Source organism: Vibrio maerlii, assembly GCF_003415655.1.
GTDB classification, from domain to species: Bacteria; Pseudomonadota; Gammaproteobacteria; order Enterobacterales; family Vibrionaceae; genus Vibrio; species Vibrio maerlii.
The window spans coordinates 76,949-99,550 of record NZ_QRHC01000011.1; the positions used below are offsets into that span (position 1 = coordinate 76,949).

Annotated in this window: 15 protein-coding genes; 4 read left to right on the top strand and 11 right to left on the bottom strand. The window is 44.6% G+C overall.

Annotated elements, in window-relative coordinates; genetic code table 11:
* Positions 1–32: 32 nt before the first annotated feature.
* On the bottom strand, positions 33–1,268 hold the full coding sequence (locus DPF91_RS17635; RefSeq protein ID WP_117235763.1) for a site-specific integrase: 1,236 nt from the start codon (positions 1,266–1,268) through the stop codon (positions 33–35).
* Positions 1,269–1,972: 704 nt separating this feature from the next.
* Here DPF91_RS17635 and pykF point away from each other — a divergent pair.
* Both pykF and DPF91_RS17645 read left to right on the top strand, forming a co-directional pair.
* Entirely contained in the window at positions 1,973–3,385 is a 1,413-nt protein-coding gene (pykF, locus tag DPF91_RS17640) for a pyruvate kinase PykF (RefSeq protein ID WP_117235764.1), read from the top strand.
* Positions 3,386–3,546: 161 nt separating this feature from the next.
* A complete protein-coding gene (locus DPF91_RS17645) occupies positions 3,547–4,209 on the top strand; it encodes a GntR family transcriptional regulator (RefSeq protein WP_117235765.1) in 663 nt (220 codons plus the stop codon).
* 403 nt (positions 4,210–4,612) lie between these two features.
* Here DPF91_RS17645 and DPF91_RS17655 read toward each other — a convergent pair whose 3' ends face one another.
* From DPF91_RS17655 to DPF91_RS17700, 10 genes are all read right to left on the bottom strand, one after another.
* On the bottom strand, positions 4,613–6,493 hold the full coding sequence (locus DPF91_RS17655; RefSeq protein ID WP_117235767.1) for a sensor domain-containing diguanylate cyclase: 1,881 nt from the start codon (positions 6,491–6,493) through the stop codon (positions 4,613–4,615).
* Positions 6,494–6,612: 119 nt separating this feature from the next.
* Positions 6,613–7,107 (bottom strand): acetolactate synthase small subunit, encoded by a 495-nt coding sequence (gene ilvN, locus DPF91_RS17660; RefSeq protein WP_117235768.1) that lies wholly within the window; start codon positions 7,105–7,107, stop codon positions 6,613–6,615.
* A 1-nt stretch (position 7,108) separates the two neighbouring features.
* Entirely contained in the window at positions 7,109–8,830 is a 1,722-nt protein-coding gene (locus DPF91_RS17665; protein WP_117235769.1) for an acetolactate synthase 3 large subunit, read from the bottom strand.
* A gap of 303 nt (positions 8,831–9,133) precedes the next feature.
* Complete coding sequence (locus tag DPF91_RS17670; RefSeq protein ID WP_117235770.1) at positions 9,134–10,942, bottom strand: AMP-dependent synthetase/ligase; 1,809 nt, start codon at positions 10,940–10,942, stop codon at positions 9,134–9,136.
* Between the two features lie 196 nt (positions 10,943–11,138).
* Positions 11,139–12,092, bottom strand: a complete 954-nt coding sequence (gene leuO, locus DPF91_RS17675; protein ID WP_117235771.1) for a transcriptional regulator LeuO — start codon at positions 12,090–12,092, stop codon at positions 11,139–11,141.
* A gap of 367 nt (positions 12,093–12,459) precedes the next feature.
* Positions 12,460–13,518, bottom strand: a complete 1,059-nt coding sequence (locus DPF91_RS17680; RefSeq protein ID WP_117235772.1) for an MJ1255/VC2487 family glycosyltransferase — start codon at positions 13,516–13,518, stop codon at positions 12,460–12,462.
* Entirely contained in the window at positions 13,515–14,048 is a 534-nt protein-coding gene (locus DPF91_RS17685) for a phosphatase PAP2 family protein (RefSeq protein ID WP_117235773.1), read from the bottom strand. Before DPF91_RS17685 ends, DPF91_RS17680 begins: the two co-directional genes overlap by 4 nt.
* Before the next feature lie 188 nt (positions 14,049–14,236).
* Positions 14,237–17,341 carry an efflux RND transporter permease subunit gene (locus tag DPF91_RS17690; RefSeq protein ID WP_117235774.1) on the bottom strand — a complete coding sequence of 1,035 codons (3,105 nt, stop codon included), beginning with the start codon at positions 17,339–17,341 and terminating at the stop codon, positions 14,237–14,239.
* The gene (locus tag DPF91_RS17695; protein WP_117235775.1) at positions 17,338–18,657 is read right to left on the bottom strand and encodes an efflux RND transporter periplasmic adaptor subunit; all 1,320 of its coding nucleotides are present in this window, start codon (positions 18,655–18,657) and stop codon (positions 17,338–17,340) included. The genes DPF91_RS17690 and DPF91_RS17695 overlap by 4 nt, the downstream gene beginning before the upstream one ends.
* On the bottom strand, positions 18,647–19,303 hold the full coding sequence (locus DPF91_RS17700; protein ID WP_117235776.1) for a TetR/AcrR family transcriptional regulator: 657 nt from the start codon (positions 19,301–19,303) through the stop codon (positions 18,647–18,649). Before DPF91_RS17700 ends, DPF91_RS17695 begins: the two co-directional genes overlap by 11 nt.
* Positions 19,304–19,746: 443 nt before the next feature.
* On the opposite strand from DPF91_RS17700, the gene leuA reads away from it, so the two are divergent.
* On the top strand, positions 19,747–21,294 hold the full coding sequence (gene leuA / locus DPF91_RS17705) for a 2-isopropylmalate synthase (protein ID WP_117235777.1): 1,548 nt from the start codon (positions 19,747–19,749) through the stop codon (positions 21,292–21,294).
* Between the two features lie 113 nt (positions 21,295–21,407).
* Complete coding sequence (gene leuB, locus DPF91_RS17710) at positions 21,408–22,499, top strand: 3-isopropylmalate dehydrogenase (protein ID WP_117235778.1); 1,092 nt, start codon at positions 21,408–21,410, stop codon at positions 22,497–22,499.
* Positions 22,500–22,602 lie beyond the last annotated feature (103 nt).

The window sequence follows — 22,602 nt, forward strand, 5'->3', positions numbered from 1 at the left end:
CAAGAGTGAGATAGACCAATCTACCGAGCAAACTAGCCGATTGAATTGACCGCAGATGCTTTGTGCTCAGGTGCTAGGTGGGCATACCGCAAGGTCATCTGCAAATCAGCATGCCCCAATAGCTCACGCACAGTATTTAGATCAACCCCATTCATCACTAGCTTACTTGCAAAATGATGCCGCAAATCATGAAAACGAAAATCAAAAATGTTGGTTCGGCTAAGTAAAGCATTCCAACCTTTTTTAAAGTCTTTAATGGGATTGTCGTCTTCACCAAAAAACACATAGCTGTTACGCTCACCCTGCGCTTTCCATTTTTTAAGCACGCCTAGTGCCGTGCTATTTAGGGGCACGATTCTGTGTTTCTTGCTCTTTGCGATAGTCGCGCGCACTGTTAGGTATTTTTGAGTTAAGTTGATATCGGGCCACTCTAGCCCCATCAATTCACCCCGCCGCAGCCCCGTATTCATGGCTAGCAAAACTAGTGGCTCAATGTGATCAACGTAAGAAAGCTTCTCAAACGACGGTAAAAGCTCATAACCGCGCTGCTCGCGAAACGCATTACCAGAATCTCGTTTTTCACGAAGCTCAGTATCTCGCTGACGCATAGCGTTTAGAAGCTCAATTTCTTCCACCTCAGACAAGTAGCGTATGCGGGTGTTATCTTCTTTAATGGTCTTTATCGATTTAAGGTCGCTTTGTTCAATTACTCCCCACTCTACTGCGCGAGAAAACGCGCCTTTAAGGGTGTTAACGCTGTAATTGATGGTCGCAGGTTTAGTGCCCTGCTTACGGCGCTCGCTGATCCACTTCTGTACTTCCCAAGCGGAAATTTCCGACATTGGCATATCAACTAAGAAATGAAATATATTCTTTAGATGTGTATAAGTTCGATTTGCGGTTTTGGGATTCCGTGCCATTAAAAAGGGAAGATACTTCTCTTCCAAGAATACGCCAAAGATTTGATGCTTTTCGGCTTCTAAGGTTTGTTTAATCTGCCTGCGTTCTGTGTGTACGTCTTTGCCCTGCACTACTTCCCCCACTTTCTCTTTGGCAAGGTCTCGAGCTTGCGCAGGGGTAATGTCACTTGCTGAACCTAAGAAGTAGTTTGTCTGCTTTCCATTAATACGATAGTAAAGGTAGTACTTGATTGCTCCCTTGGAAGAAATGCGGGCGTGGAAGCCTGCAATTTCAGTATCGTTTAAGCGCTTGTCTTCAATACGAAGTGCTTTGATGGATGATGCACTGATCTTCTTTCGTAGTGGCATGGCTCATTCCTGTGTAGCAAATATGTAGCAGATGACGCGTATTTCTATGTACAACAGTAAACAACCAAAAACAAAATATGTCAATTAAGTGATTGAGTTTTAATGATTTTAATGTTCTTTATTGTTCATTGGCGTTTATTGGAAAACACCCAAAATTGCCACTCATAATCGTTAGGTCCACGGTTCAAGTCCGTGAGGGGCCACCATATTCAGAAAGCCTGAGGATAACTCCTCAGGCTTTTTTTGTTTAAGTGTCTGTACACATATCAACCAGCATTAGTTTCCTTTCTGAAACTTTATTACTTTTTGCCTACCATTTTGTTGTTTTTGGTCATTTGAATTATTTCGACATAAAAAATAAATAAATACCGTTAAAACCTTGTCCTAAGACAAGTCTTTAGCCGTGAAATTGTACAAATTCAGTGGTAGAATCCCCGCCCGAAAAGAAAAAAAATTACAAAACCAGCATTAATTTGTTTGTCACTTACTCCTGATAACTTCAGCTGATAAGTTGATAGCATTGAATTTAGCCATATTTTTTGGTCACTAAATGACTAAAAATATTGAAAGACTTTCACACTGATAGAATTTTTGCCTCAAAACTGGTGACGAAGCAGTTTCGTTACTACATTAAATAGGCATTTCTTTCAGCGAAATATCCAAATTTAAAAATAGTAAACACTACTTACCGGAGAGTATCTTCCATGAAAAAGACCAAAATCGTTTGTACGATTGGCCCTAAAACTGAATCTGTAGAGAAGCTAACTGAACTAGTAAACGCAGGCATGAACGTAATGCGCCTGAACTTCTCTCACGGTGACTACGAAGAGCACGGCACTCGTATCGCGAACTTCCGTGAAGTAATGGATAAAGTAGGTAAGCAACTAGCAATCCTTCTTGATACTAAAGGTCCTGAGATCCGTACTATCAAGCTAGAAGACGGCAACGACGTAGACCTAGTAGCTGGTCAAGAATTCACTTTCACAACTGACACTGCTGTTGTAGGTAACAAAGAAACTGTTGCTGTAACTTATGCTGGTTTCGCAAAAGACCTATCTGCTGGTAACACGATCCTAGTTGATGACGGCCTAATCGAAATGGAAGTTATCTCTACTACTGAAACTGAAGTTAAGTGTAAAGTTCTTAACAACGGTGCACTAGGTGAAAACAAAGGTGTTAACCTTCCTGGCGTTTCTGTTCAACTTCCAGCTCTATCTGAAAAAGATAAGAACGACCTTAAGTTCGGTTGTGAGCAAGGCGTTGACTTCGTTGCTGCATCTTTCATCCGTAAAGCATCTGACGTTAAAGAAATCCGTGAGATCCTAGACGCGAACGGCGGTTCTAACATCCACATCATCTCTAAGATTGAGAACCAAGAAGGTGTTGATAACTTCGACGAAATCCTAGAGCTTTCTGACGGTATCATGGTTGCTCGTGGTGACCTAGGTGTTGAAATCCCAGCTGAAGAAGTAATCTTCGCTCAGAAGATGATGATCGAGAAGTGTAACCGTGCACGTAAGACTGTAATCACTGCAACTCAAATGCTTGATTCTATGATCAACAACCCACGTCCAACTCGTGCAGAAGCGGGTGACGTTGCGAACGCAATCATGGACGGCACTGATGCTGTAATGCTTTCTGGTGAAACTGCAAAAGGTAAATACCCAGTTGAAGCTGTGACTATCATGGCTCAAATCGCTAACCGTACTGACGGCGCGCTTAAAGCTGAACTAGGTTCTCGCCTAGACAGCCCACGCCTACGCATCACTGAAGCAGTATGTAAAGGTGCAGTAGACACAGCTGAGAAGCTAGCTGCTCCACTAATCATCGTTGCTACTGAAGGCGGTAAATCTGCACGTTCTGTACGTAAGTACTTCCCAACTGCAAGCATCATCGCTCTTACAACTAACCAGAAGACTGCAGCTCAACTAGTTCTTACTAAGGGTGTTCGTCCAGTTCTTGTTGATTCAATCGACAGCACTGACTCATTCTACAAGATGGGTAAAGAGTACGCTCTAGACGCTAACTTCGGTAAGAAAGGCGACATCGTAGTAATGGTTTCTGGTGCTCTAGTAGCTTCAGGTACAACTAACACTGCGTCAGTACACGTACTGTAATTACTCGAAAATCCATTCGATTACATAAAAAGAGAGCTTCGGCTCTCTTTTTTTATATCTAATGCCTTCCTTCTATTGCCTCACTATTCGGTACGCTGTATTATCACGCAAAGATAGAATTGCATACTGTTAAATACAGAAATACCAAATGAGGATTGACCGTGTCTAGCCCGACTCTGACTGATAAAGTTGCGAAACTTATTCGCCAAGACATTCTAGATGGCAACCTACTACCAGGACAGAAGCTGGTTGTTGCAGAGCTAAAAGAGAAGTACAACGTAGGTGCATCACCAATTCGTGAGGCGTTGGTCCAGCTTTCATGGAGCAAATACGTTCAGCTAGCACCACAAAAAGGATGTTGGGTATCTCCAGTTTCGAAAGAGGAGCTAAATGATCTCTACGAAAGTTTGCGTGTTATCTCTAGCGTTCTACTCAAGAAAGCGATTGAGAGCGGAGATGAAGCATGGGAGCTCGATGTACTGACTTCTTACCATAAGCTCTCTCGCATTCAACATACGGAAGACAATTTTGGTTGGGGTGAGTGGGAAGAGCGCCATCATCTGTTCCATGTATCTCTGCTTGAAGGTGCAACCTCAAAGAACATGTTTGAGTTCTTCAGCGACCTTATCAATCAAGTTAAGCGCTACCGCTATACTGCAATCAATAACTGCGATAATGCGGCACAAAACCTTTTTAATATTGAAGAGCATGAGATGATCATGAAGCTGGTGTTAGCTAAAGATGCAGAACAAGCTACAGCGTTACTTGATGAGCACCTTGTTGGTTCAATGAAGGCCATTGAGAAAGCAATTGAAGTTGCTTAAGGCTATAAGCGAATAGAAACAAAAAACCGAGCATGCGCTCGGTTTTTTATTATCCAACTATCTGGATCTCTACCACCCAAAAAACTCTTTGTGGTGAGTATTTAACAGCAGAACCATAGGTAAAAAGTACAATGCGCTGAGTTTAATACCCAAGATCGCTAGACTACCTATCGTTAGCCTCACTAGAAAATGATTCAACATACTAAGCCTCGTGTGCCCAGAGGTTTGATGTCCGTATGCTATATCCTTATGCTTAATGTCTTCCTAGAAGGGCAAAATAATCGTGTTCTTGGTTCCTACTTGAACAGAGGCGACTATTTTACATATCTATAAGTTTAGTTCAATTATTAATCAGCGTTAGACTTTAGTCTAATGCAGCGCAATTTGGGTTAGAGTGAAATACTTAGGCTATCTCATCAGAGCTTAAACACTTTGACACTTTGTTGCGCCCTGCGGTTTTCGACTCATAAAGAGCGATGTCAGCCCACTTATATGAGCGTGTGCTGTCCTCTGTTAGGTCAGTAACGCCAATACTGATCGTGACAGGAATATGAGAGTGCACCTCTACGTTGTGGCGAATTCTCTCTAGGACCAATTGTGCCTCATCTATTCTGGTATGCGGCATTATGAGGGCAAACTCTTCACCACCAATACGCGCTACAAAGTCGGTGGTACGCAGTTGCTGTACCAATAATTCTGCAACGGACTTAATTACCTTGTCGCCTTCATCATGACCTTCTAGATCGTTCACGCGCTTAAAGTGGTCTATATCGACGAGCGCTAGCGCCACATTATGGCTATCCGGGTAGCGCTCCGTAAGGTTAGATTGCTTAACCAGCTCCGCCTCAAATTTGCGGCGGTTCCAGATATGAGTCAATGCATCTCTCTCACTCAAAATACGTAATTTATTCTCAAGCTCTTTTCGTTCACTGATATCCACTAATGACACTATGTAGTAGCTCGACTTGTTGTTCAGATCTTTAATCGATTGAACGCGGGTAATCGCAGTCAGTCGACTGCCATCAGCAACAACACATTCTATTTCGCCTTCCCAGGTTTCGGCTTCTTCCAGTGCGTTGAGTACATTCTTAATCGAGTCAATCCCTTGCTCTTGAAGCAGCAGGTAAAGAGAGTTCTTACCCTCTATATCTTTGTTTTGATAGCCGGTGATCGATTCAAACTCATCATTAACCAAAATGATATTGTGTTTGTGGTCAGTGATCATCACCGATGTCATGCCACTCAGAGCGGCGCGAGCGAGCTTACTCTCAATGGTTCTTCGACGGTAATAGAGCATCATTGAGGTCGTTGGTATCGCAAACAACAACATCAAAGCTAAAACAAAGAAAGCTTGTTGATAGAGATCGTTAATATCTCGCTCAGCGCGCACTAACAGTCGCTCATGAGAGAGATGAATCATCAAATAAAGAGGCTGCCCCTTTGCCAGCTCTACCTTATTGAAGACAAGGAGTCCCTGATCGGGTGTTTGTGCTGAGTAGCTTTGCAAGTTCTTAGCAATTGACCACTGATCTCGATACTGTTCATTGAGCCTGATTGGCGAGTCTTGGCCAGGTGTTCTGCCATAAATTGACTTCATTTGCTCATCCACAACGTAGTAACCATGCTGATTCACCACGGATGGCCTAAAGTCCTGATCTGGAGCATAGTTCAAGCGAGAAGCTAGATAAGGAATGTCGAGATCTAGGATGAGATACCCCACCCTAGTACCAAGCATATCAACTGGGGAGATAATATTTAGCACAAGGTTCGTCAATGATGGGCTATCAGGAAGCGGTTGTGACCCTAGCCCCCAAGCACCAATTTCTCTTAACTGTAGACCAGATGCATACTCGTAGAGCGGTGTATTAAAAATATCGCTGCGTTTCTCAGTGGTGTATGCCAAGTTGTTTTGACGAGAATAATTCACACCAATCATTTCATCACCAGCAATGTCCACATAACGGATTCGTGCATACCATTTTTGGTTTACTGCGACCGTTTTCCAGCCCTCCTCTACTAGTTCTCGGTTTGCACGATTGTCTGTAACAATGAAATCGAACAGAGATTGGTTATTACTCAGTAGAGAAACTATCGAGACCAATTGCTCTTTCATACTAGCGTATTCACGCTCAGTATATGATAGCTGGTAGAGGGCATCTTTTGAGGTTTGCTCTGTGATGTCATTCATCAGAGCTTTATACTGTTGGAAGTAGTAAAGAGAGACGAGACAGGTAAAGCTGATACAGGTGATGAGCAAAACACTTGCTGCCGTTTTCAGCCTCATAAATGCCACCTAATCAAAAACTTAACCAATAGAAACAAGCCTATAATTATAGCAAGCCTCGTATCATAAAAAAATAAAGCAGCAATTGATAACAATTACTGCTTTCTGTCAGGAAAGGGTTACACCTTTAGGGCTCTGTCACCACGAGCAATGCCCACGACCCCACTTCGGGCGACTTCAATGACCTCTGTCACCTCACTCAGAGCTTGGATAAAGGCATCGAGCTTTTCACTGGTGCCTGCCATTTGTACCGTGTACTGAGAAGCTGTCACATCGACAATTTGTCCTCGGAAGATATCCGCAGTACGTTTAACTTCTGCACGAGCAAAGCCGCTCGCTTTAACCTTCACCATCAATAACTCACGCTCAATATGCTCAAGCTCTGATACCTCTTGTACCTTAAGCACATCAATAAGCTTATGCAGCTGCTTTTGAATCTGCTCTAACTGTAGCTCGTCAGACTCAGTCGTAATGTTCAGGCGAGATAAGGTTTCATCTTCCGTCGGCGATACGGTTAGTGATTCAATGTTGTATCCACGTTGAGAAAACAGACCAACAACGCGAGAAAGAGAGCCTGGTTGGTTTTCCATTAGTAGCGAAATGATATGTCTCATATTAGGTTCTCTCCGTCTTGCTTAGCCACATCTTATCCATTCCTTCACCCTTAATTTGCATAGGGTAAACGTGCTCTGTCTCATCCACGCTGATATCGACAAATACCAATCGATCTTTCATATCCAGCGCTTTTTGTAGACCAGACTCCAACTCATCTGGAGAGGAAATACGCATGCCTACGTGACCATACGCTTCTGCAATCGCGGCAAAGTCGGGAACGGAACTCATGTATGAGTTTGAGTGACGCCCTTGATAGATGATGTCTTGCCACTGCTTCACCATGCCAAGGAAACGGTTGTTTAGGTTGATGATCTTCACTGGAATACCGTACTGAAGAGCCGTTGATAGCTCCTGGATATTCATCTGGATACTACCATCACCGGTTACCACGATAACTTCTTCATCAGGGTGAGCAAACTTAACGCCCATACCCGCTGGTAGACCGAAGCCCATAGTGCCAAGGCCACCAGAGTTAATCCAACGGCGAGACTGTTTGAATGGGTAGTACAGCGCTGCAAACATCTGGTGCTGGCCTACATCTGACGCAACAAAAGCATCGCCGTCGGTTAGCTTATGCAGTGTTTCAATCACTTGCTGTGGCTTAATGCGATCTGGTGATGTTTCATAAGCCAAACAGTTGCGATTGCGCCAAGATTGGATCTCACTCCACCAAGTTTCAATCATATCTTGGTCATTAGTACCGCTTTGATCCTCTAAGATCGCCAACATAGATTCGAGTACTTTATCTGCTGAACCTACGATAGGCAGATCCACACGTACATTTTTAGAAATGGACGATGGGTCAATATCGATATGAACGACTTTGGCATTCGGACAGTATTTTTCTAGGTTGTTGGTTGTACGATCATCAAAACGCACACCCACACCGAATATTAGGTCGGCATTATGCATGGCCATATTGGCTTCATAAGTACCATGCATGCCAAGCATACCAAGCGAATTTTTGTGCGTTCCTGGGAAGGCACCTAGCCCCATCAGCGTACTAACTACAGGTAGGTTCAGTTTATCCGCGAGTTTCAACAGATGCTTATCAGCCTCTGAGATTACCGCACCACCACCCACATAAAGCACGGGTTTCTTCGCCTCTAGAAGAGCTTTTAATGCTTTCTTGATTTGACCTTTGTGACCTGTTGTCGTCGGGTTGTATGAACGCATCTTAATAGATTGCGGATACTCATAAGGGAGCTTAATTTGAGGGTTCATGACGTCTTTTGGCACGTCAATTACAACAGGGCCAGGACGACCTGTGTTTGCAATATAGAAGGCTTTCTTAACCGTTTCAGCAATATCTTCTGCACGTTTAACTAAGAAGCTGTGTTTTACTATTGGGCGGGATACACCCACAATGTCACACTCTTGGAAAGCGTCGTTACCAATCAAGCTATTTGGTACGTTACCAGAGATAACAATCATTGGGATAGAGTCCATATATGCTGTCGCAATACCCGTTACGGTATTCGTCGCACCAGGACCAGAACACACAAGTACAACGCCGGTTTTACCGGTAGAACGTGCGTAGCCATCAGCCATGTGTGTGGCCGCTTGTTCATGGCGAACAAGGACGTGTTTAATTTGGTCGGTTTTTGCGTGAAGGGCATCGTAGATATCAAGAACCGAGCCACCCGGGTAACCAAAAATCTGCTCAACTTCTTCTTCGATCAACGACTGGACGATCATTTCTGCGCCAGATAACATTTCCATTTTATTCTCCTTAGCCAAACTGAACTAACCTGGTCGGCCAATTCATTTGGTTTTACATAGTCTAGGACTTATTCGTAGCCTAATTCGAAATACTTCCACTTTTTCGGCTATGTCTTTACGTAACAGGTAACATTAGTAAAGGTTCATTAACAAATGTAACGCTTTCTCACGGTCATATCTACCCTTATTTCATCGAATGTGATCCTGTACTTTGATTACATTTTGCACAAACAAAAACACCCACGCTATTTTGCAACAAGCGTGGGTGTTTTTTATGCACTTTTCAAATTAAGTCAGAGAAATTCACTTATCCTTTGGCTTATCTTGGTACATTTCTTCAATTTCATCATGATAACGGTCGTTAATCACCTTACGGCGCAGTTTCTGCGTCGGAGTAAGCTCACCTGAATCCATCGAAAATGGTTTATGAAGAAGCTTAAATTTCTTCACTTGCTCAAATTTTGCCAACTCACCTTGTAGAGTACTAATACGTTTTTCAAACATCTCAACCACTTGATGGTGCTTAATCAACTCCATTCGATCGTGGTATTTAATATTGAGCTCTTTGGCATACTCTTCCAAAGTATCAAAGCAAGGTACAACCAATGCCGACACAAATTTACGGGTGTCTGCAATTACTGCAATTTGCTCAATAAAGTGGTCTTTCCCTATCGCCCCCTCAACAACCTGAGGTGCAATGTATTTACCGCCCGAGGTTTTCATCAGCTCTTTAATGCGATCGGTGATGAATAGGTTGCCGTTTTCATCAATATGCCCCGCATCCCCAGTCTTGAGGAAGCCATTCTCATCGAAGGTTTTAGCTGTCTCTTCTGGCATCTTATAATAGCCACGCATCACCATTGGACCTCGAACTAAAATCTCATTGTTCTCGCCAATTTTGACCTCAGCGCCTGGCATAGACATACCAATCGAATCTGGGTCGAAATAGCGGTCATCCCAGCACGACACTGTTGCAGTAGTTTCTGTCATGCCATAACCCAGCTTGACGTTAATACCGATGGCATGGAAGAAACGACCAATGGTTTCATCGAGTTTGGCACCACCACAAGGCATAAAGTTAATGTTGCCGCCCAACAATGCTCGCAGTTTTGACATCACAATCTTGTCTGCAAAGGCATGTGACTTTTTGAGCAACAGAGAAGGTTCTCTCCCTTGCTGATGACACGCTGCAACTTTTGCCCCCATGTTTACCGCCCAGGTGAACATAATTTTGCGATGGATAGGCGCTCGCGCGACTTTCTCGTGGATAGCAGAGAAGATCTTTTCATAGAAGCGAGGTACAGCACACATAACTGTTGGCTTCACATCACTTAATGCATCCCGCACTTGCATGGTATCTTGCAGATAGCAGTTGGTGCCGCCTTTATAGAGTACGTAGAATGTCCACGCACGCTCGAACACGTGTGACAGCGGCAAGAAACAAAGTGAAACATCTTTCTCACTCAGGCTCAGACGTTCATCGTGACCTACTAGTTGTGCGGCTATGTTAGCATAATCCAACATAACACCTTTGGGCTGACCAGTTGTGCCAGAGGTGTAAATCAGAGTCAGTAGATCTTGTAAATTCGCCTCTTCCAAACGTTGATTCAACTCAGCCTGCTGCACTTCACTACCACGCGACATAAATGTATGCCAAGCGATACCCGCTGGGTGGTCCTTGAGATCGACATCTTCTGACATAGCGACGATGAGCTCGAGCTGCTCACAATCATCAAAAATAGAAATAGCCGCATCATACTGTGGCTGCTCTCCAACAAATAGAACGCGAACATCGGCATTTTGAATAATGTAAGAAGATTGTGCGGCAGTATTGGTTGGGTAAATCGGAACCGTGGCGATTCGCGCTTGCAACGCACCAAAGTCAGCAACTGTCCATTGCGGCATATTATTAGAAAAAATGCCGATCTTGTCTTGAACTCTCAATCCTTGAGCCAAAAGCGCTAATGATAGTGTATCTATATCTTGTCCAAACTGCGCCCAGCTAATGTCGCACCATTGGTCTCCAACTTTGTGTTTGAGAGCAATGCGTTCTCCACCTTGAGTAACCTGTTCACGGATTCGTTTTACGATATGAAAATCTAAATTGGCCATCTCTTTCACCTTTGGCTTACATGTGTAAGCTAATTTGAGCGCACAAGTGTAACGCTGAAGAGCCTGAAGACAACTGACTAATGTCAATGTTGTTAATTATAGTTGCTTACGTACCACTCTAAGAAACGAAAAAGCCCGAGTTTACAGGCTTCATCCTGAAACTCGGGCTTTAATGGTATTCGATTTGTAGAAGCTGTTATTTTGCCGCTACATCACCGCAGATTGCCATGAGTTGATCACGCAGCCAGATGTGACCTTTATCTTTCTCACTTGACTCATGCCAGCTCAGGTAGCCGTTGATCTGACGCTCTGCATAAGGGAAAGGAAGCATTGTTAGTTGATGAGTGTTCGCCGCATTCTCAACCAACCAACGTGGTGCCACTGTGATTAGCTCAGATTGAGCCACAACATACAATACGTTGCTAAGGCTTGTACCCTCATAAGAGTTTACACAATCAAAATGTTTGTACGCTTGCTCTGAAAAGCTGCGTTGACCGTGTGTATTTGAAAGCACGGCATGACGCTCAGTCGTCAGCTCTTGAGTAGTGATTGAGTCTTTGATGCGAGGGTGGTTTTTCGCAGCGACAACAACAAGTTCATCTTGGAATATCTCTGTGCTTGAGAAACCTTGATCATCAAAGCGGGTGTAATCAATCACAAAGTCCACTTCTTGATAACGCATACGCTCAGCCAAACGACGATCAAACTCCGCATCAAGGTGAAGCTGAATGTAAGGCGCTTGCTCTAAAACATCGTTCATGATTTTTGGTGCAAATCGGATATCACACGGGCTGCAAATCGCTATTTTGAACATACGCGTTGAGCTATCTGGCATAAACACTGAACTTGGCAGCTCATTGCGGATCAATTGCAATGCTTGACGAACTGGGCCAAATAGTTGGCGAGCGCGTTGAGTTGGCTGAATACCACGACCATGACGAATGAACATTTCATCGTTGAACATAACTTTTAATCGAGCAACGGCATTACTTACTGCCGGTTGAGACATACCTAAGTTAGTCGCTGCGCGAGTAATATTTTGCTCTTGCATCACTGCATCAAATACTGTCAGTAGGTTAAGGTCAACGCCACGAAGAGTACTCTCCATACGGTAGCTTGAAATCGTGTTGCTCATCTCATTATTTGACATGTTCTTTTCTAACATTGTGTGCCTCGGAATGGTTCTAATAGCTCAGCACGACTCATAAGCAGCGGGCCAAAGCCAATATGTTGTTTGTATGATTTATTCGATGCACCAACTATCCATCAACAAACCAAACGACACCAATAAGTTTGACAAATAATGATTTAATTTTAGCCACCATGATAACTAAGCATTAATATTCAAAAGCTTAACCCACATATAAAAAAATATATTTTATCTTTCTTGAGTAATTTTGAGTGAAAAATGCGCATCAGAAGAACCTTTTCATAGCTCAGGATGATATTCGGAGATCGAATATGGTTAACGCAACACGATAGAAATAATGCATGAATTCAACCGAAATCTCGCCGACTTAGATCGTAATATAGCTAGGAAAGTCGACCTTATTCCACAGGTCTTTTCTTAGGTTATCGGTACATTCCCATTTACCTGCAATAATCCAATCGACTAGAGCTTCAGCCACATTTGGGTAGTTGACGACCTCAGGTTCTTTCTCATCTAACCAATACCTTACCGCTGTAGGGTCTAATAACTCCATTGCATTTGCCAACCCTAGCTGCTCTAACGTTGCGACATTGCTTTGCTGCTCAAACTGTCCCTCTAATGGTTTAAGTAGCAACTTTTTACCGAGTGATAACGCCTCCGATGGCAGCTCAAAACCGCCATTGGCAATGACACCTTCACACTGATGCAGTGCTTGCTGGAATTTCTCAAATGACAACGGCCTAGCGGTAATATTCCCCCACTGCCGTGTATTCGTTACCGCCGGATGGAAACATTGAAAACGATGACTCGTAAATCGACCCAATAACTGAATCACATCATCAAGCTCCTCAAACGGTAAGTAAACCAGGTAAAAAGGGCATTCGAAGTCAGTTTCAGAACCATTCGAGTTGGGTCTAGTGTGGACGATAGGTGGTAATATCGGTTGCTGGTAGTGATACCAATGCAGACCAATGAGCACATCAGCAGGAGCAAATCGAGTCATAACAAGTTGATCAATCCAACTTGCGCCTTTCTGTGGTACAGAAAAACGGAAAGCATTTTGATGACTGATACCAATACAGGGCACTTTTTCACGTTTGGCTGCCCATGCAGAGATGGGTTCAAAGTCATTCAGGACCACATCATAACCAGAAACATCTAACTCACGCACCTCTCGTAAAACTTGTCCTAAGCTATTGTTGAGCGCAGTTTTTAGGTAACTCACCCTCCCTTGTTGAGAAGAAAAGGTGAGCCCACGAAGAGCTCGGTAATCTCCGAAACTATCCATTGAAAAGTACTTATCTGTTGGTCTTCCAGAAAACAGGAAATCGACCTCAATATTGCGTTTTCTAAATGCATCCGCCATAGCTCGAGCTCTCGCTATGTGGCCATTTCCCGTGCCTTGTACACCATATAAAATCTTCAACGCATTGCCTCCACAATAGACACACTCAGCTGCGCACAACCACTACCGAGTAAGGCACCAATCAAAACATCAGTAAAAAAGTGCACACCGAGTAGGATTCGCGCACTACCTATCAGGCTCGCCCACACGAATGCCACTACTCCTAACTCTGGGTAAAAGTGACTAGTCAATGTCGCCATCAAAAAGGCTGCAGCAGTGTGGCCGGACGGTAAGCTGTATTGATCAGAGGGTGTGATAAATGACGGGATGAGTTTTGAAAGCACATAGGGCCGCTGACGGCGAAAACTGTTCTTTGTCACCCAATAGATAGGCAACTCTAGAGCAAACGCTAACAGCCCTGCACAGAGAAACAGTAATCCTAGTTGATGATCTAGTGCCCAAGCAGCAAGACCAATAAAGAGATAAAGGTGACCATCGCCAGTGTGCGAAATCGCTTTGCTCACTCTCGCGACTTGATTGTTAAAGCGATGACCCAGACACAGCTGCAGAAAAGCCAAATCCATTCTAGTAATAGGTTCCATGACACGCATAACTCACTCCTTGCAATTAGTATTGCTATACAAAGCAAACTAATCCCGGTCAGTGACAAACAGGTGAAAATAGAATGGCGTTTTGATGACAGTCGGTTTTGATAAGAGTAATAAACCTCATCTGAGGTTAATAAGTAAAAAAAGCCCTCTCACTTTGTAAGCAAGAGGGCTCTGCTTAAGTTGAGTGGTTAGTGAATTTCTTCGTGTTTATGTACTAATCCAAAATCGGCCAATATTGCGTAAGCAGCGGGAATCATGAATAGCACTAACAAGGTCGAAGCGAAAATACCAAATACTATCGACACCACCAGCGGCTGAATAACCTGAGCCTGCAAACTTGTTTCCGTTAATAATGGAAGTAAGCCTGCTGCTGTCGTCATTGAGGTGAGGAATACCGCTCTGAAGCGCTCGCGACTGGCCTTCACTACTGAATCATGTACGCTATCACCTTCATCAACATGATGACGAATATACTGTACCAACAATATCGAGTCATTGACGACAATACCGGCTAATGAAACAAAGCCCATCATACTCGGCATGCTCAAGGAATAGCCTAATAACCAATGGCCAAACACCACACCGATAAAGGCAAGTGGAATTGCCAACATTACAACAAACGGTTCAAGATAACTGCGGAACTGATAACTCAAGATACAGAACACACCAAACAACCCAAGCAAGAAGCCCTTACCCATCGACGCACCCGTTTCTGCCGCATCCTTGGCTTCCCCTTCAAAGTCAAAACGTAACCCCGGGTATTTCTCAATCAGAATCGCCGCTTCTTTGTTTTGGAACTCGCGAATAATCTCCGACGAGCTCGCTTTGCTGTTGTCGATGTCTCCATACACACTGATGGTTCTCAAACCATCCACACGCTGAATGCGCACATAGTTACGTTGAAAGTCGAGGCTAGCAATCGTCGCCAGTGGAATCTGACTACCATCTGCTAAAATTATTGGGAAGTTGGCTAATCGTTGTAGATCACCCGCTTCTACCTTATCTAGGCGCACCTCAATCTTGATGTTCTCAACGCCAACCTGAATCTCGTCTGCCGTTTGACCAAAGAAGGCTGCTCGTAGTTGATTCGCAATCAGCTGACCATTAACACCAAATGTTTCAGCACCAGGTAATAATTTAACCAACACCTCTTCTTTACCCATGCGCATGTCATCAAGTACACCAGTCACTCCATCAAACTCATTGAGGTATTGCTGTATTTCTATCGAGGCAGCTTTAAGCTGTTGAAGGTCATCGTGCTTGGCTCGAATTTCAATCGCGCGGCCACCCGGTCCCATGGTTGGTTGCTTGAACACCAATGAGATGGGATCAGCAATTTCACCGACTTCCTCACGCCACGCATCGATGAAATCATCGATTAAGGTATTGCGAGTTTCTGCACTCAACAGATCTAAACGAACGGTTGCAAGGTGAGCACCCGACTCATTGGCATCCGCGTTTACGTTAAATTGGCTAGTAATATGCTCAACTAGGGTTAAGCCACCTTCTCGCTCCTCACTCCACTCTTGATTAAGTCTTTGCGCTGATCGAACAATGCGATCGACTACTTGTTCTGTCTGGCTCAGTGAAGAGCCCGGAGGAAGAATGATGCGCGCCTCTGCGATATCACCATCGAGCTCTGGAAACGGCACGAACTTAACCACGCCACCAGCAATAAGAGAAATAGCAACAAGTAACAAGGCCATCACACCGCCCAAGAAGGCATAGCGAAATGCCACAACTCGATCCACTGCCTTTACCAAGGTGGTATTTCGGAAGTTCTCAAACCTCTCAAGCAACACTCGCTTGAACTTAAGTGGCTTTCTTTCCGTTTTTTGCTTGTGCAGCGAGTGAGATAAATGATTTGGCAAGATGAGAAACGCCTCAACCAAGCTCAAGCTGAGCACCAGAATCAATACTTGAGGCACCGCTTTTAACACTGCCCCCATTTCGCCATCGAGGAACAGTAAACTACCGAATATGCATACCGTAGTTAAGAATGAGGACAACACCCCTGGGAAGACTTTCTTAACACCATTCACCACGGCATCATCAATGCTCTGTCCCCGCTCTAGGTGTGCGGCGATAGACTCTGCAATCACGATGGCATCATCCATCATGATACCGATCGCCATCAGCAGACCAACCAACGACATGATATTGATCGATAAGCCCAAATTAGCCATCAAGAACAAGCCGCCTAGGAAGGCAACTGGCAAGCCCGCTGCTACCCAGAATGAATAACGTAAGCTAAAAAACAACCACATGGTGGCGAACACCAAGACGATACCTTGCCAACCATTGCGAACCATCATGGTAAGACGATCCCAGAGTAGCGATGAGAGATCATTAGTCATTTCGATCGTCACACCATCAGGCGCCACCAATCGTTGGGCGTCGACGAACTGACTCACTCGTTCTTTGATTCGTAGCGCATCATCTTCTTTGTTTTTGCTCACTTTCAGCACGGCTGAAGGTTTACCATCAAACAAGACTTTTTGTTCGTCTAGCTCAAAACGATCTGTCACGGTTGCAACATCTCGAAGGCGGATCAATGAGCCATTTGCACCTGAACCGATGACGATATTTTCAAGCTCCGAGGCTGTGGTTCGGCGCTCATCAAAACGGATCAAAAAGTGCTTGTCGGGAGTTTCAACATTACCGCTTGGCAGTTTAATGTTCTGACGACCAATCTGCTCAGCAATATCCCCAACACTCAATCCCAATTGACGTATCGCATCCCCGTTAAGCTCCACGCGATATTGGTGATCAGAAAAGCCACTCACTTCTACCAATGACACATCGTAGTCTAGCTTCATGATGCGCTTAAGTTGCTCTGCATAAGCCTTCAGTTGTGGCCACGTAGTATCTGCGGTAATGGCGACATCAACAACGGGTTCGTTCCAATCCAGCTCTTGCACTATTGGCGATTCAATCTCTGCTGGGAAGTCATTGATCGAGTTGATTTGCGTCTGAACATCCACCAGCATACGACCAATATCGGCTTGCTCATTGAGTTTTAGGATCAATCGAGCTGAGCCTTCAATCGCTTCACATTGTGTTTCTTCAATGTTGGCTAACCCATCAACGGAATCTTCCAAGCGGACACAGATACTCTCTTCCACCTCTTGTGGCGATGCACCTGGGTAAACTACGCCTGCCATAATGTAGGGAGGTGAAAATTCAGGAAAGGTCTCACGCTTGATATTGGAAAGTGAACTCACCCCCAATATCAGTAACGCTGCCATCAACAGGTTGGCCGCAGTTGGGTGACGAGAAAAGAACTGAATCATAGCTCTTGCTCCTGCTCTTCACTCAAAGCACTCTCTCTAAGAGCCATACCATCAATTGCTGGCAGTAGATCGTTCAGGATCAGCTTATCGCCGTATTGCAACTCACCATCAATCACGACTTGATTATCACGGCGGAAGAGCACCTCAACTGATTGGATAGTTAGCTTACTCTCGTTATTAAGTAAGTAAACTTTATCACCATGTAAGGCCCGCTCAGGGATCACCCAACTCGGGTTGGCTTGACCTTCGATCGCCGCTCGGACAAACATACCATTTGCTAGAGGCGGCACGGTTTCAGGCGTCAACTGTGTATAGTCTTGCTCCATTTCGAGGATAACACCAACGGTCGCTTGATTCGGGTCGACGGTTTCGCTGATGCGGGTGACCTTCGCTGGCCAAGAAGCTTCCAAGTTGCCGCTGCGCAGTAAAATTGATGCCGTGAAGTCAGACATATCTGGCTGTGGAATACCTGAATCATCCAGTGAGAATTGACCAAGACTCGAAGATAGGGTTTGCATATCATGAATTGATAGTTGTGCTTCAACCTCCATGATGTCCATACCTTGCGCTGTCACCATCGTTTGTTGCAGGTTGACGACTTGGTTTTCTTCTATATCAACCTGGGCGATACGTAGATCTCGCGGTAAAGTAATTGTGGTTTTATCCAAAGAGCGTTGCGCCTCTTCAACTTTGGCTTGATTCACCTTTACCTGTGCTTGCGATACTCGCTTTTCATCTGGATACAGCAGAAGCTGATTATCAATATCTTGCACTACTTTGCGCTGCGCTAAGGTAGTTTGATACTGCTGGTCGACACCCGACTGAGAAGTTAAACCTTTTTTGAGCAAGTTCTGCTGACGAGCTAACTCTTTATTGGCGAGGTCTAGACGGTTATTCTCAATAATGCGGGTTTGCTTAAGGTTCTTCTCTTCTTGCTCAAGCTTGGCCAACTGAGTGCGGCTTGCATTGAGGTCTGACTCAGCTTGAGTCAGTTTCAACTCATAATCTAGCGGGTCAATTTTAAGGATTACCGTGTTAGCAGGCAGTACACGTCCTTTTTCTAAGCTTGGGTTACGATAAACCACCTTACCAGTGACTTCTGCTATCGCCTGCCACTCAAACTTAGGGACTACCTTCCCAAAGCCAATCACCCTAGGGGCAATCGCTTTGAGCTCCAAGACTTGTACATCAACCAATCGAGCACGTTCTCCTGCGGGCTTTGTAGGAATATCCGGTCGCAGATTGATGGCGAGAACCAAGGCAATGACGCCAACCGCTAAGGCCGGGAAAAAGAGTAACTTACGGCTAATTTTCATTGATATATCCTTGTTCTACAGCCAAAAACCCATGGCTCATCAATTTTATGTTGTGCTCAAGAAGCTCGGAGAGAAATTCTTCATTTAATTCAATATCATGCATGTACAACATGGCAGGTGGTGCGATAAATGGAAAGACCATCAGTGATATATAAGACAAGCGACACAATTTTGGGTCCATATCAGGGCGTAATATCCCGCTGTCAGTCAACTTCTGAGCCAGTGCCCCCTGCATCGGTGTTTTTACGTCTTTAAAAACCTTCTCCATCAGCCGACGCTGTGTTTGTGAAGGCGGCATATACATCACTTGAGCAATCAGACGAGGGAACTGAGGCAGCTTATTCATCTCTCGATAATAGGTTCTCATCAAGTCCAAAAAGCTCTCGGTGCTGCTCGACTCAAGTAATACACTCATACGCTCGAACATTGGGGCTAAGGTTTCGCGCAACATGGTTTCAAACAATCCTTCCTTGTTGCCGAAGTAATATCGGATCAACGAGCTGTTCACGCCTGCTTTTTGTGCAATAAGCCGGATCGACACCTTGTCGTAAGCCATGACCATAAATAGATCCCGAGCGTGAGTGATCAACCTAACTCGCGCATCGGTTTTGTTGGTTGGTCGCCCCACCTTACGGCTTTCTTCCATCGCAATGTCTACTTTATTAAGAAATTCACCAATTGATTAATTATAGATTGATGAAGATTAACTCTATACCAGTTTAATTCGCCGTATTTCATCAAGTGATGAATTAGTGATTTTGAACAAATAAATCGTCAAAAAAGCATCACAAGTTGGATATGTGTAAAAATTGTAGCTAATTCGGTTTTAAAGGTTGACCTAAGTAGGTTACTGCGGTACTAATTTAGTAACTTAATTTTGTGGAATGTTGTTCTATTATGACTTCTCGTTTTTCTCTCCTGCTGAAACTCCTCCTAATCGTGAAAATATCGCGCGGGTAAGCAGTGGACTAAAAACACCACATCGAATTTTTAAGACCCGCACTCAACTGCGGGTTTTTTTATATCTTTTGGACAGTACGAAAACGATTAACCTGCACAAAGTGCACTCAAATCAGTAAGGAAGCAAACATGAGCGATCAAGTCATTATCTTCGACACCACGTTACGTGATGGCGAACAAGCGTTGTCAGCAAGCTTGACGGTTAAAGAAAAACTGCAAATTGCCTACGCGCTAGAGCGACTGGGTGTTGATGTGATTGAAGCTGGCTTCCCAATTTCGTCTCCTGGTGATTTTGAGTCGGTTCAGACTATCGCTCGCAACATCAAAAACAGTCGAATCTGTGCACTTTCTCGCGCTGTACCAAAAGATATTGATGCAGCAGCAGAAGCGCTAAAAGTGGCTGACCAGTTCCGTATCCACACTTTCATTTCAACGTCTACGGTGCACGTACAAGACAAATTACGTCGTAGCTACGATGACGTGGTTGAGATGGGCGTGAAAGCGGTTAAGCATGCACGTAACTACACTGACGACGTCGAATTCTCATGTGAAGATGCGGGTCGTACTCCAATTGACAACCTATGTCGTATGGTTGAAGCCGCTATCGATGCTGGTGCACGCACCATCAATATCCCAGATACCGTTGGCTACACAGTACCAAGTGAGTTCGGCGGCATCATTCAAACCCTTTTCAACCGTGTTCCAAATATCGATAAAGCCATCATTTCTGTTCACTGTCACGATGACCTAGGCATGTCAGTTGCCAACTCAATCGCGGCAGTACAAGCCGGTGCTCGTCAGATCGAAGGTACCATCAACGGTATTGGTGAGCGTGCGGGTAACTGTTCACTTGAAGAAGTGGCAATGATCTTGAAGCTTCGTGAGTCTGTAATTGGTGCAGGAACAAATCTAAATCATCAAGAGATCAGCCGCACGAGTAAGCTAGTAAGCCAGCTATGTAACATGCCTATCCAAGATAACAAGGCAGTGGTTGGAGCGAATGCGTTCGTTCATTCTTCAGGTATTCACCAAGATGGCATGCTAAAGAATAAGAATACTTACGAGATCATGACGCCTGAGTCGATAGGCCTTAAGAACCAAGCACTTAACCTAACTAGCCGCTCTGGTCGTGCTGCCGTTAAGAGCCACATGGATTCAATGGGATACAAAGAAGAAGAGTACAACCTAGATGCTTTGTATGCCGACTTCTTAAAGCTGGCTGACCGTAAAGGTCAAGTATTCGATTACGACCTAGAAGCATTGATGCACTTCTCGAACCTTCGTGAAGAAGACGATTTCTACAAGTTGAACTACCTAAGTGTGCAATCGGGTAGCATCATGGCGACCACCAGCGTGAAAATGCAATGTGGCGATGAAGAGACGTCTGAAGCAGCGGTTGGTAATGGACCTGTTGATGCGCTTTACCAATGTATCTATCGCATCACTGGGTATGATATTGTTTTGGATAAGTTTGACCTAACCGCAAAAGGTGAAGGTGAAGATGGCTTAGGACAAGCTGACATCATCGCCAATTACAAAGGTCGTAAGTACCACGGTACAGGCGTTTCCACAGATATCGTCGAAGCTTCTGGTCAAGCGCTATTGCACGTAATTAATAGCATTCACCGTGCAGACAAGATTGCTGAAATCAAACAGCAAAAAATCGCAGCCGTTTAAGCTCATTTTCGGTTCTAGTACCCCTGAGCTGGTCGGGGCTCAGGGATGATAAATTTAAGGTAGATTAGGGCGTATTGCTCTAATAAAGCTCAAAGAAAAATTAAAGGATTAACATGACAGACAAGACGTACAAGATCGCCGTATTACCAGGCGACGGCATTGGCCCAGAAGTAATGGCTCAAGCAGAAAAAGTACTAAACGCTATCGAAACTAAGCATGGCGTAGTATTTGAGCGCGAAGAGCACGATGTTGGCGGCATTGCGATTGATAACCATGGCTGCCCACTTCCAGAGAGCACAGTAAAAGCGTGCGAAGAATCAGATGCGGTACTATTCGGCTCTGTTGGCGGTCCTAAGTGGGAACACCTTCCACCCAATGACCAACCAGAGCGTGGCGCGCTACTTCCACTGCGTAAACACTTCCAGTTGTTCTGTAACCTTCGCCCTGCACAAATTCACAAAGGTCTAGAAGCGTTCTCACCACTGCGTGCAGATATCTCAGGCAATGGCTTTGACATCGTTGTTGTACGTGAGCTAACCGGCGGTATCTACTTCGGTCAGCCAAAAGGTCGTGAAGGCGAAGGTCCAAACGAAAAAGCGTTCGACACTGAGGTTTACCACCGCTTTGAGATTGAGCGTATCGCTAAGATTGCGTTTGAGTCAGCACGTCTACGCGACAAGAAAGTTTGTTCAATCGATAAAGCAAACGTACTTCAGAGCTCTATCCTATGGCGCGAAGTGGTTGAAGAGATCGCAAAAGACTACCCAGATGTTGAGCTGTCACACATGTACATCGACAACGCAACGATGCAGCTGATCAAAGATCCTTCACAGTTCGACGTAATGCTTTGTTCAAACATCTTCGGTGACATCATCTCTGATGAGTGTGCAATGATCACTGGCTCAATGGGCATGCTTCCTTCTGCTTCACTTAACGAAAGCAAATTCGGTCTATACGAGCCCGCTGGCGGCAGCGCACCAGACATCGCAGGCAAAAACATTGCTAACCCAGTAGCACAAATCCTATCTGCGGCGCTAATGCTGCGTTACAGCCTAGGCGAAGAGGCAGCAGCTCAAGATATTGAAGCCGCAGTTTCTAAAGCGCTATCAGCTGGCGAGCTAACGGGTGACCTTTCAGGAGACAAGCCAGCATTATCGACTTCAGAGATGGGCGATAAGATCGCTGAGTACATCTTGAACTCATAATTACCGAACACACAAACACAACAGATTATAAGTCGTCATAAACAATACCAAACCAATGACAGAGGAGCTTCCTCTAAGTCATTGGTACTACAGCAAGACAGCG